Origin of the sequence: Paenibacillus kyungheensis (genome assembly GCF_028606985.1) — a bacterium.
GTDB classification, from domain to species: Bacteria; Bacillota; Bacilli; order Paenibacillales; family Paenibacillaceae; genus Saccharibacillus; species Saccharibacillus kyungheensis.
Window position 1 is genome coordinate 3,775,761 of record NZ_CP117416.1, and the last position, 12,507, is coordinate 3,788,267.

10 protein-coding genes are annotated in these 12,507 nt (G+C 37.6%); 6 read left to right on the forward strand and 4 right to left on the reverse strand.

Features of this window, described 5'->3' with window-relative positions; all coding sequences use genetic code 11:
* Positions 1 to 97: 97 nt before the first annotated feature.
* A complete protein-coding gene (locus PQ456_RS16120; protein ID WP_273613203.1) occupies positions 98 to 952 on the reverse strand; it encodes an SDR family oxidoreductase in 855 nt (284 codons plus the stop codon).
* 208 nt (positions 953 to 1,160) lie between these two features.
* Complete coding sequence (locus tag PQ456_RS16125; protein WP_273613204.1) at positions 1,161 to 2,201, reverse strand: LacI family DNA-binding transcriptional regulator; 1,041 nt, start codon at positions 2,199 to 2,201, stop codon at positions 1,161 to 1,163.
* A gap of 338 nt (positions 2,202 to 2,539) precedes the next feature.
* On the opposite strand from PQ456_RS16125, the gene PQ456_RS16130 reads away from it, so the two are divergent.
* The 6 genes from PQ456_RS16130 to PQ456_RS16155 all read left to right on the forward strand — a co-directional run bounded on the left by PQ456_RS16130 (position 2,540) and on the right by PQ456_RS16155 (position 10,850).
* A complete protein-coding gene (locus PQ456_RS16130) occupies positions 2,540 to 3,595 on the forward strand; it encodes a 2,3-butanediol dehydrogenase (RefSeq protein WP_273613205.1) in 1,056 nt (351 codons plus the stop codon).
* Between the two features lie 379 nt (positions 3,596 to 3,974).
* Complete coding sequence (locus PQ456_RS16135) at positions 3,975 to 5,273, forward strand: hemolysin family protein (protein ID WP_273613206.1); 1,299 nt, start codon at positions 3,975 to 3,977, stop codon at positions 5,271 to 5,273.
* A gap of 76 nt (positions 5,274 to 5,349) precedes the next feature.
* The gene (locus PQ456_RS16140) at positions 5,350 to 6,423 is read left to right on the forward strand and encodes a hemolysin family protein (RefSeq protein WP_273613207.1); all 1,074 of its coding nucleotides are present in this window, start codon (positions 5,350 to 5,352) and stop codon (positions 6,421 to 6,423) included.
* 214 nt (positions 6,424 to 6,637) lie between these two features.
* A complete protein-coding gene (locus PQ456_RS16145) occupies positions 6,638 to 8,290 on the forward strand; it encodes a DUF6138 family protein (RefSeq protein WP_273613208.1) in 1,653 nt (550 codons plus the stop codon).
* Positions 8,291 to 8,560: 270 nt separating this feature from the next.
* Positions 8,561 to 10,108: a methyl-accepting chemotaxis protein gene (locus PQ456_RS16150; RefSeq protein WP_273613209.1), complete on the forward strand. Its 1,548-nt coding sequence runs from the start codon at positions 8,561 to 8,563 to the stop codon at positions 10,106 to 10,108.
* Between the two features lie 196 nt (positions 10,109 to 10,304).
* Positions 10,305 to 10,850 carry a DUF1697 domain-containing protein gene (locus tag PQ456_RS16155; RefSeq protein WP_273613210.1) on the forward strand — a complete coding sequence of 182 codons (546 nt, stop codon included), beginning with the start codon at positions 10,305 to 10,307 and terminating at the stop codon, positions 10,848 to 10,850.
* A 50-nt stretch (positions 10,851 to 10,900) separates the two neighbouring features.
* Here the strand turns inward: PQ456_RS16155 and PQ456_RS16160 are convergent, their stop codons facing one another.
* Both PQ456_RS16160 and PQ456_RS16165 read right to left on the reverse strand, forming a co-directional pair.
* Positions 10,901 to 11,998, reverse strand: coding sequence for a leucine-rich repeat domain-containing protein (locus PQ456_RS16160; protein WP_273613211.1), 1,098 nt, complete (start codon positions 11,996 to 11,998; stop codon positions 10,901 to 10,903).
* 16 nt (positions 11,999 to 12,014) lie between these two features.
* Positions 12,015 to 12,452, reverse strand: a complete 438-nt coding sequence (locus tag PQ456_RS16165; protein WP_273613212.1) for a DUF6678 family protein — start codon at positions 12,450 to 12,452, stop codon at positions 12,015 to 12,017.
* Positions 12,453 to 12,507 lie beyond the last annotated feature (55 nt).

The following is a 12,507-nucleotide window of genomic DNA, read 5'->3' on the forward strand; positions in this document are numbered from 1 at the left end:
TGTGTATTGTATCATATGCTATAAAAAAATAAGCCTACCTCTACAGCATCGTTCACTGTACAAGCAGACTTATAGGTGTATCTATATGGTGATTATATTATGCTTGATTTAAAATCTCGCGGAATCCTTCTTGAAGTGGTGTATTCGGATGACCTAATACTTTTGCGAAATCTTGACTTTCTACAGCCAGTGAACCTTCGCGGATCGCTGTTTGGATACCCACTACAAAAGGAAGCGCATCAGCAGGTACGCCTGCTTCTTTCATGACTTGTTCATACGTAGCATCATCTACTTGTTGAACAGGAATATCTTTTCCGCTCACTTCAGCCAAAATGGCTGCTAGTTCTTCTTGTGTCAATAATGGACCTGATAATTCATAGACTTTATTATTATGACCTTCATGAGTTAACACATTCGCTGCTGCTTCTGCATAATCACGACGAATCGCCCAGCCTACTTTACCATTTCCAGCAGATGTTAACCAGGGAGCACCTTGTAATGCAGCTTGAATCGTACCCATTTCATTTTCCAAATACCAGTTGTTACGTAGAATAGCATATGTGATTCCTGAGGCGACCAAAGCATCTTCGGTTTGACGATGATCTTCGGTTAAAAAGAATGTACTTTCCTGTGCATTCGGTGCACTGGTATAAGCGATAAAGCTAACGCCTGCGGCTTTGGCGGCATCGATAGCAGCTTGATGTTCAGCAACACGATTTCCCGGAGATGTAGAGATCATAAGCAATTTATCAACACCTGCAAAAGCGGAAGCTAACGTCTCAGGACGGGCAAAATCACCTTCTCTAACTTCTACACCTTTGGCGCTCAAATGCTCTGCTTTTTTCGGATCACGTACACTTGCCACGATATCACTAGCAGGAACCGATTGTAATAATTGCTCAACAACAAGTGAACCCAATTGACCTGTAGCTCCAGTAACTAGAATTTTCATAAGTGTAACCTCCATCAAATTTAGAATCGTAATCTGCTTTGTTATCAACTTGCCTATTCATCATAATCAATAATCCGTATAAATAACATGACATTCAGTGAAATAAAATAGTTTTGATCGAATAGTCTCTAAAACTCATTTTATTTACTTTATGTAAGTTAGTATATTTAAAATATAAAGTTTCGTCAAGTAACTAAATAAAAAGCAATTATTTGTCGTCTTGTATATCGATATGCGAATACTGATGAGTGGCTACACTGGATTCCCGTACGATTAATCTAGGCTCAAATTCTACCCGTTCATACGCCGATACATTCGGTGACTGAATGCGTTTGAGTAGTAATTCTGCTGCTAATCTGCCGACTTCATTCCCCATGATAGATACCGAACTAATTTGCGGCGTTGTGATGGTTGTCCACAAATTGTTATCGATTCCTACTACCGCGATATCTTGCGGCACACGAACCCCTAACTCTTTGAAACGATTCACAATTCCAATCGCGACCATATCGTTCACCGCATAGATTGCATCAGGCATATGCTTCAAATGGTAAAAGTAATTAGCCGCTTGTCGTCCGGTCTCAAATGTAAAATCTTCACCAAAATACACCAGTGAAGCGTCTACCTGTCTAACCGATTGTTCATATGCTAGATAACGCTCTTCAATTTTATCTTTCGGTGCTCCCACATAAGCAATACGGGTACGTCCAATCTGAATAAGATGTTCCATAACGAGCTTACCTTCTTGTCTGGCAAGACCGACAATATCAGCTTTGAGATCAGGGCTTAGCATTTTACTATAATTTATAACCGAGATAGGGATGCCCGCTTGATTGATCATACTTTCAAGTGACTTGGGATAAGCAAGTGGCATCATCACTAATCCATCTACATGAAGTTTTTTGATTTCACGTAACGTTTCCAACTCCAATCTTGCATTACCCAGTGTATTAATCTGTACAACTCGATATCCATGTTGCTTGGCGGCTTGCTCTACTGCCCAAGCAATATCAGGAATAATAGCGTTACGAATATCAGGAACAGCAAGAGCAATCTGACGGGTCTGACGGATTTTGAGACTTTGAGCAGATGTATTTGGTGTAAAGCCCATTTCATCAATAATTTGTAGTATTCGTGCTCTGGTGGCCTGGCTAATTCCTGTACTATTATTCAAAGCTCGAGAGACGGTAGCAATACCTACCCCTGCTTGCTTGGCTACATCTTCAATCGTTACTTTTTTTGAACGCATATATTAATAGTCCTTCCTAATCGGAATCGTTTCCATAATCTTATGAAATATTTCATGATTTACATCCATTATATCATGAGCAATGCTATACAAGCTTGATCAGGCTTTGGGAGACAATCTGGATTCATCATTTTTACTATTATTGTTTCTATATGTTTGATAGCGATGACATGTCAATGTAAAAAGATCATATTTTTTCAATGATGATGATCACTTTTTTTAGTAAAATCATTTGACTTTATGTCAATAATGTGACATCATATTTTTCGGAAACGTTTCCTAAATTATTTTATACTTAACTTTGAAATGATACATTTTAGACTAGGGAGATGACAGGAATGCAAGCATTAAGATGGCATGGTGTTAAAGATTTAAGAGTAGAAACAATCGAAGAACCACAAGTAACAGCAGGTAAAGTAAAAATTAAAATAGAATGGTGCGGTATCTGCGGTAGCGATCTACATGAATATGCGGCAGGACCTATCTTTATTTCGCAAGGCACAAATCATCCGTTAACAAATGAACAAGCACCTGTAGTGATGGGTCATGAATTTTCCGGACAGGTAGTTGAAGTTGGCGAAGGTGTTACCAAAGTTCAAGCTGGCGACCGCGTAGTGGTAGAGCCTATTTTTGCATGTGGAAAATGTACAGCTTGTAAGCAAGGTAAATATAACCTTTGTGAACATATGGGATTTTTAGGGCTTGCTGGTGGTGGCGGTGGCTTCTCTGAGTATGTAGCTGCTGATGAACATATGGTGCACAAAATTCCAGATAGCGTATCATATGAGCAAGGTGCACTTGTTGAACCTTCTGCGGTTGCTTTGTATGCTGTCCGTCAAAGTCAATTAAAAGTCGGTGATCGTGCTGTTGTATTCGGTGCAGGTCCAATCGGTCTACTTGTGATTGAAGCGCTCAAAGCATCAGGAGCAGCAGAAATCTATGCTGTTGAATTATCAGAAGAACGTCGAAGCACTGCCGAGTCATTAGGTGCTATCGGACTTAATCCCGCTGAAGTCGATGTAGTTCAAGAGATTCATCGTCTTACTAATGGCGGTGCAGATGTCGCTTATGAAGTAACAGGTGTGCCTGTAGTCTTAACTCAAGCGATTCAATCTACCAAGCTTAGCGGACAGATTATGATCGTTAGTATTTTTGAAAAAGAAGCACCTATTCATCCTAATCAGATCGTTATGCAAGAACGTAATATTACAGGCATTATTGGATATCGTGATGTATTCCCTGCGGTTATCAGTCTTATGAGTCAAGGATACTTCTCATCCGAGAAATTAGTCACCAAACGTATTGCTTTGAATGATATTGTAGAACAAGGATTTGAAGCATTGTTAAAAGAAAAAAATCAAGTCAAAATCATGGTTTCTCCTAACCAATCTTAATAGATACGTGTATATCTTTCTTTTTTGGATTGCTTAATATAGGTGTATATACCTTCTATATATAATGTAGTGAAAGCCCTCTTTTTACGAAAAGAGGGCTTTTTGTAATTATTTCTAGAAATGTGGACAAACTAAGAACCATCACCTACTACTGTATGCTTGGGGTAAGAACATGATATAATCATAGAAATACTATAAGAGAGGGGGTAGTCCAATTGGGAAGGCGATATTGCAAATGGATCAAGTTGCTCAATTAACAACATATCATACTGTAATCAAAGTTCTTTGTAGGCTACCTTTTCTATACGGATGTATCACACAAAAATGAACAAGGCTTTTTTACACTTCTGGAGGTGAATCCCTTTTTTAAGGGAAATAATTGGACATTATTACGATCATTAATTTACTCATACTTGCTGTTTTAATTGTGTTAACTGCGTTTTTTGTTGCTTCTGAATTTGCTGTTGTAAAGATTCGGATGTCCCGGATTGATCAATTGATTGCAGAAGGTAACAAAAAAGCTCATTTGGCTAAAAAAGTAGCAAGCGATCTAGACTATTACCTTTCTGCGTGCCAGTTAGGAATTACAGTAACAGCACTTGGACTTGGAGCTATCGGTAAACCTGCTGTAGAACGATTAATGTATCCTGTATTTGATCTATTGAATGTTTCAGCAGCTACAGCTTCGATAGCTTCGTATGCGATTGCTTTTGCTTTAGTCACCTTTTTGCACGTCGTTATCGGAGAAATGGCTCCCAAAACGTTGGCGATTCAATTTTCGGAAAAATTGACGTTAATGCTTGCTCCTTATTTATACTGGTTCGGTAAAATTATGAACCCGTTTATCTGGGCTTTGAATGGTACTTCACGCGTGTTGCTACGCTCTTTTGGTGTAAAGCCAGCAGGTCATGAAGACATTTATTCTGAAAGTGAATTGAAGATTATTATGACTCAAAGTTTTCAGGGTGGCGAGATCAATCAGACCAAGCTGGATTATATGGAAAATGTGTTTTCCTTTGACGAACGAGTAACACGCGATATTATGGTTCCACGTACGGCACTGGTGACTCTTGATCTGAATATGACCGAACAACAGATTATTGCTACGCTGGATGAAAATTATTATACTCGCTATCCGGTTACGCAAGCGGGTGATAAAGACTTGATTCTTGGTGTAGTCAATGTCAAAAAAATGTTGCCTCATATTGTTGCTGGTCGAGAACATCAATTACAACAATTTGTGCGTACTCTTCCTTCGGTACAAGAAGCAACCCCTATTCAAGATGCTATGATTCGCATGCAAAAAGAACGTGTGCATATGGCGCTTGTGATTGATGAATATGGCGGTACTTCAGGTGTGATTACAATGGAAGATGTGTTGGAAGAGCTAGTTGGCGAGATTCGAGATGAATTTGATGCTGATGAAGTGGCTGATATTCAACCTATCGACGATACTACGTATTTAATCAATGGACGTACTTTATTAGATGAGCTTGAGAAGCAGTTCGGTATGACTTTTGAAAATGATGAAGAGATTGATACGATTGGTGGTTGGATTCAACATTACAAAGGAACCGATGTGCAAGTCGGTGAAGTATTAGAACAAGATGATTATGTATGGACAGTAACGGAGAAAGATCATTTACAGATCAAACAAGTACGACTTTATCGAGCATAATCTTTACCTATTTTATATGTATGGTTCGCCAAATTATAATTATACGGAGGTGAATCCCTCTTTCTGAGGGAAATCATTGGACGGAACAATTGGTTTAAATTTATTTTTAGTAGCTGTATTTATCGGCTTAACTGCTTTTTTTGTAGGAGCAGAATTTGCTATTTTGAAAGTCAGGATGTCTCGAATCGATCAGTTGATTGAAGATGGTAATAAAAAAGCAGTACTCGCTAAAAAAGTAGCTCATGATCTTGATTATTATTTATCGGCGTGTCAGTTAGGTATAACGATTACAGCGCTAGTATTAGGTGCTCTCGGTGAACCGACAGTAGAGAAAATACTGCACCCGTTATTTGATCAATTACAGGTTCCGGCGGCGCTATCGACTGTTCTGTCATATGCGATTGCTTTAGCTATTATTACTTTCTTACATGTGGTTATCGGTGAATTAGCACCTAAAACGTTGGCGATTCAATTTGCTGAAAAAATGACGTTATTGTTAGCTCCTCCACTGTACTGGTTCGGTAAAGTGATGTATCCGTTTATTTATATTCTAAATACTTCGGCTACCCTTCTACTGCGTATCTTCGGAATCAAGCCGGCAGGTCATGACTCGGTCTATTCTGAAGAAGAATTACGCTGGATTGTAGATCAAAGTTACGAAAGTGGCGAGATTAACAAAACCGAATTAAGTTATTTACAAAATATATTCACTTTTGATGAGCGGACATTAGAAGAAATTATGATTCCCAAGTCTCAAATTGCTACACTTGCTAAAGAAATGCCTCTTGCCGGGATTATCGAGATATTGGACGAATATGAATATACTCGCTACCCTGTTATCGACTTGGATAACCCGGATCATTTTATCGGATTTATCAATACCAAAGAATTATTAACAGCAGTAGCCGCAGGTCGCGATTACAAAGTAGCTGATTTTATTCATACGATGCCTCATTTCCCATCCACTTCTTCTGTTAAAGATGTATTGATCAAAATGCAACAAAGTCGTGTGCATATGGCAATTGCTATTGACGCATCCGGTCAAACGGTTGGTCTGGTGACGATGGAAGACATTTTAGAAAAAATTGTCGGTGCTATTCGAGATGAAGCAGATACAAGTGATCTTGTATTTGAACCCAAATCGATCTAATCTTGATCTTGATCTGTAATACTGATACAAAAAAGGTCTCTAGCTCGTATAGAGACCTTTTTCTTTGTTTATTTATGATAGACATTAGATAGTTGAATTAAATGATAATCAAGATCATATACATACATAGACAGTCGGTTCGATATTTTTGACTGTGAGTACAAGATGATATAATAAGCAATAATCACTAGCGACCGATCAAGGAGGTTTTACTTTGCATCCACATATTGAACTTTTGTTATCAGAAACATGGTCACAGCTTGAACCATTATATCTAGCTGAAAAAAAGCGTATTGATGAATTTCCAAGATACAGCCCATTACAAGCAGGGCTGCGCGATTATTTCAAAGTCGGTTATCGCAAAGGAAAATCCAGTTATAAGCAAGGGTCATTTTTTATCGAAGTGGAAGAGCCTTTTTCATGGAGTGACTCCGCCTATACATGGGAAAGTGAAGTTTTTATTGATGATCTCTCTCCTACACTTTTACAAGAAGAATATGCACCTGCACTCCAACAACGTCTGCATACTTTATTTATGTCCGATGAATATGGTAGTCACTTTTTTGATTATCGTTTTACAGTCTCGTTTGCATTTGAAAATGAACAAGGCGAACCGCTGTATGTACATACTGAACAATGGATCAATCCAGACAAATTACAATCGCTTCAACAAGCCCTGAATGATTTTATAGATCGTAAAATTAAGTCTGATCTACCGATATTGCCTCAAAAAGAAGATTTATTCTTTTTCGCTAATCTAATGTTAAATCAAGATGTAGTGCCGCTTGATGTACAGAATGTTTCATCGCTATTTGAGCATACAGATACAAAATTAATTACTTTTCGAGAATTATATAGTGATTGGCAATCCACTTCTAGACTGGCATTACTTCACTGGGCGAATGAAATCTTTTTACCGCGTTATTTCGATATGGAAAGTGAATATAATACGACATTACATCTCAAATCAGCAGATATGCTTCCTGCTATCGATGCAAAAGAATTGGAGTTATTGATCTATACGGCACTACGTATAGGTAAAAGTAATGCAGATCAACGCCAAACGTATCTAGAATATGCAGTTCAGTTACATTCAGATCAAGCAGAGATTTATCTTCGTCAAGGTAGTGGAACGATCGAAAGCGAACGAAAAACCGATCTTTTCCATGGTAAAGCCAATGATATTTTACAGACGATCCAGATCAAGTTGACTGCAGAAGAGGAATCCAATTATCGCGAAGCATTAACTTATATTTGCGATCTGTTGCGTACAGGGTTCCCACATGAATATCAATTAAAATATAGCAGTAAATCCAAAAGTTTGTTGCCTGTAAAAGGATTAGCCAAATCTCCTTTACATCGTTTTTTTGCTAATGCGTTGCAGTATCCAGCACTACATCCATTAATTGCAGAGTATGGAGAACTGGCTATGCAGGAATTTGCATGGTATAGCGATGTAGAACCCGGTGAGAAGTCAGTGATGCCTGGAACATATGCTATATTAGGTCTGGGATTGTATAGTACTGACTACTTCCCTTTATTGATCCAATATATGCAAATGGTCGATACAGAACATCAATCTGCACAAGATCATTATGCGGAAGCGTTGGTAGAGGCACATGGAATGGATGTATCACTTGTATCTGTGCTTATGTCTATTTTAGTAGCAAGCGGTCAATCTGCTAAACCGATTAAAGGTTGGACAGCATATATAGAGCGTCCTGAGATCATTCTAGCATGGGATCATCAGCTTCAAACGATAGAAGATTACCAACGTGATCAAGTGTTATACCGTTTATGTGGTAGTGCTGCCAAGCAAAAATCATTTATACAAAAAGCAGAAAAACTTCGTTCATCTAAAAGCTAAGTTATTTTGAGTGAATACTAATAAAAGTCTTTTATTTCATGCTTATTCTTTGAAATAGAAGGCTTTTTCTGCGGTGTAAATCTTTTTTCTAACTTAGCTATTTAGGTTTTTTATTATCTATCCGATATATTGTAAGTAGTAGAACTTTTGAACTATAAAAATAATGAAAAAGCATACAATAATACTTATTTTTATACATAAAGTATAATGTCTTTCTTTTTTGTAGTTCTATAGTCGCTATATACTTAATCAAAAGGGTGGATATATAAAATGAGTCGCAATGATGAAATTATTTGGCAAAGAAACAAATTAGTCAGTTATATGTTATGGGCAATTACCGCTATTAGTGCAGCTTTAACATTACTTGTTCCGGATCTACTGTTTTCTACCTTATTATCTGTTTTGGTAACTGGCTTAATCACTGTTGCTAATATCAGTAAAAAAGGTATCCATACGATTCCATGGGTAGTAACGATCGCAGTCGTTGCAAGTGGTATCTATGTTAGCCGGGATGCTGTGAGTACAGTACAAGGTATTCTGGTCACTGCACCGTTGTTATTATATCCAAATAGCAAACACTACAATATTTCATTTGGCGTATTACTAGCCTATTATATCGTCAAATTGCTGATGGGTTCACAAGCAGATCCACTTGTATTTTTTAACGATGTTATCAATATTACAATGTTTATTGTGACAGGCATTATTTTAATTACTGTTTCTCGTAAAAACAAAAAATTATTCACAGACAGTGAACAACGCCGTCAGGAAGTAGAACAATCGCAGATCAAAGTTGAAACTATGTTGCAACATGTTAAAGAAGCTGTAAATAGTCTAACAGTATTTACCGATCAATTTAAGCAAAAAGTAATAAGCACGGGTTCGATCACCAATGAAGTTACGATGGGATTCAATGAAGTAGCCAAAGGCGTAGAATTTCAAGCAACCAATGTCGCTGAAATCTCTGAATCACTAGCGATTTCAGATCAACATATTCATGATGTCGCTTCATATTCTTTACAAATGAAAGAAGTATCTGCTCATATGGCAACCAGCACAGCTACAGGTAGTCATACCATGGAGAGCTTAAATACACAAATGGTTGATCTGTATGAAAAAGTAGATATTACAGCAGAAGATATGAAGAAATTCAGTGAAGAAAGTGCATCTATGACTATAATTTTAAATGGAATATCGGATATTGCTCGTCAGACTAATTTGTTAGCTCTTAATGCCGCTATCGAATCCGCACGAGCAGGTGAACATGGTAAAGGATTTGCTGTTGTCTCTGATGAAGTACGTAAATTAGCAGAACATTCTGGACAATCTGCTACTGATATTGCTTCGATCTTATCTAGCTTACAAGAACGCACCAAAATATTAACCGAACGATTTGATCATATTCGTAGTTCACTGCAAGAAGGTCGTAACGCTGTACAGACTGCAGCCGAAGTATTCCGTCATATGAATACGAATTCGCAACAAGTACTCACACAAGCAACTGATATTGAAAATAGCTCGGCAACCATGAAGCAATCCTCTAACAAAGTTGTTGGAGAAGTAAGCGAAATCTCCAGTCTTACTGAACAATCCAGTGCGGCTACCGAGCAAATTCTAGCTAGTATGGAAGAGCAACACAATCTTACTCAAAATATGGTGTCTAGCTTTGGCGAATTGGAACAACTGATTGTAAGTCTGAATACTTTAATCTCAGATAGCAATAATGATCAAAATGCAGATGTCGCACCTACATCAATTGCAGATCTATCCCATGTGTCTCAACCTGCTTCTGTCTCATTAGACAAATTACCAGCATAATTCATCACTATAAATAAAAGCCTGCCCTTTCCTGTATATAAGGAAACGGTAGGCTCTTTTTTTGCTTATTTATCGCTATATATTGAGAACTATAATTGACGGTATAATTATTGTGAGTGTTCTCTTGTAACCTTGCAATAACGAGGTACACTATATCTATATCTGATAACTATTTGAATAAAAAGGAGCAGACTTGATGATCTATATTGCTTTGCTACGGGGCATTAATGTCGGTGGGAATAACAAAATCAATATGAAAGCACTCAAAGTCACATTTGAACAAGCAGGAATGAATCATGTGACTACTTATATCAACTCTGGCAATATTATCTTCTCCCACGCTACGCTGACTCATCATGAATTGTCAGAGCTTCTGCAACAAGCGATAGCGACAGATTTTGGTCTACAGATTAAAGTCATGATTCGAAATATCCTACAAATACAAACTGTCATAGAGCACCTACCCGAATCGTGGAGTAATGATGATCAGATGAAAAGTGATGTCTTTTTTCTCTGGGACGAGATCGATGATGAGTCTATTGTAGAGAAGCTTCCTCTCCAAGCTGGTGTAGGCACATTGATATACATACCGGGCGCTATTTTATTCGCAGTCAGTCGTGAAGATGCTGCCCGAAGTCAGATGAACAAATTGGTAAGCTCCAAATTATATCCGTTAATGACGATTCGCAATGTGAATACTACCCGCAAAATATTAGAATTCATGCAAGCGGTACAAGAATAAGATTAGGATACACTTGGCTTATTTACTCGGTACACCTTATTATTTCCTTACTATTTATCATGTGATCCAGACTGTTCAGAGTCATATGGGAAATCAGCCCACCAACTTTCGTTTTGGTTGGTATATTCTTGGAATGTATTTTTTTTACCGTATTGATGTAACAATTGATCAAATGCAGCCATTTTTTTAGGATTTTTCAAATGGGCATATGCTCTTTGCAACGATGAATTACGCATAAGTGGTTTATAGGATGATACTTCCATTTCCCATGCTTCGCGATGAACCCATTCAACCAGTGCCGGAGCATATTCAAGTGTCTCCAGATTTTTCAACTTTTTCATGCTGACTAATTCGATTTTTCTTAATTTGTTCAACTCTGTGAATGTAGGGAGTTCAGTAATATGAGGTAACCCTTCTAGATATAAATATTGTAATCCATACATAGCAGAGATCGGTTGAATATCATCTAACCCTTTAATTTGGGACAAACGCAAATATTGTATACCGTTCATCTTCTGCAATGCTTTCAGATTTCTTGTACCGCCCCATATGATGCTAAGAGACAATAACCGATGGAGATTAGTTACAAAATCTAATTGTGGCACTGAAATAGAATGTAATCCTAACCGTTCTAATGTGGTTAATTGCCCGATCACTTCAATATTTTTGTGATGACCATTGATAACTAATTCGGTTAGATGAGTAAAGCGTTCTAACACTTGTAGATCGGGCTTACGAGAAGATGTTTTGCCTAGTGTTAACTGTTCTAGATCTTCAGGGACTTCTTTTAAAAAATGAAATTGATCTAGCTGGTATATATTTATATGGAGTTGCTTCAATTGTTGAAGTGTTGTTATCGATTCGATATGAGCCATTTCCCCTGTACAATCAATCGATAAATTACGTAAAGCTGGCATTTGTTCGAGAAATTCAAGATCGCATACCTCATCATAAAATCCATATACTCGCAAGGTAATATCAGAGCGATCGGCAAATATTAGATCATTTAACCCGGTATACGTATCTGACACTAACGAATGATTATATTGAATGATTCGCAGTTCAGGCATACGTTGAAGTTGTTTTAAATCTGCGGCGGTTAATTCTTTTTCTACTTCAATAACACCTTCTCGAATTGTGCTATACACCGATCATCACCTCAGCTTAGTATTCAAGTTGTTCATACTCTGTTGCTGTTGCATAGCCATATATCCAGTAATCTTGCTCTTTTTTCACATATGGAATACGTAGCCTTTGCAATAAATTGACCCATTCCGCTTCAATAGTTAACGTATTCGGCGCTGTGTACTTTCCTGTATGTTCAAGTAAGCGAGGCTTTACTCTTATCCATTCGACATTGTACCAAGCTGTACTCAAGCTTTCCCAATCTCCTAAATAAAATACATCTTGTTCAAATGCTAACGGATAAGGTTCAACTTCCAATATATATTTACTCTGAAATGCAGGTGCAAACGCAAGCTCACAATAAATAGCTTCTGTTAAACTGTTCCATTTCGTATTATTCATCACCGAAGTTAGTGAGCGCTGTTCTACTTCTGCTATCACTTTTTGCTTATGCAGTTGTTGTGGATTGTCTCTCATCTAGAGATTCCTCCTCGTTGTGTAGAGATCATTTCTTATATTATCGCTATCTATT

Bases quoted from the DNA above. Each gene is read 5' to 3' on its own strand.
- PQ456_RS16120 (WP_273613203.1), bottom strand. From the start codon at position 952: ATGAAAATTCTAGTTACTGGAGCTACAGGTCAATTGGGTTCACTTGTT.
- PQ456_RS16130 (WP_273613205.1), top strand. From the start codon at position 2,540: ATGCAAGCATTAAGATGGCATGGTGTTAAAGATTTAAGAGTAGAAACA.
- PQ456_RS16125 (WP_273613204.1), bottom strand. From the start codon at position 2,201: ATGCGTTCAAAAAAAGTAACGATTGAAGATGTAGCCAAGCAAGCAGGG.
- PQ456_RS16155 (WP_273613210.1), top strand. From the start codon at position 10,305: ATGATCTATATTGCTTTGCTACGGGGCATTAATGTCGGTGGGAATAAC.
- PQ456_RS16150 (WP_273613209.1), top strand. From the start codon at position 8,561: ATGAGTCGCAATGATGAAATTATTTGGCAAAGAAACAAATTAGTCAGT.
- PQ456_RS16165 (WP_273613212.1), bottom strand. From the start codon at position 12,452: ATGAGAGACAATCCACAACAACTGCATAAGCAAAAAGTGATAGCAGAA.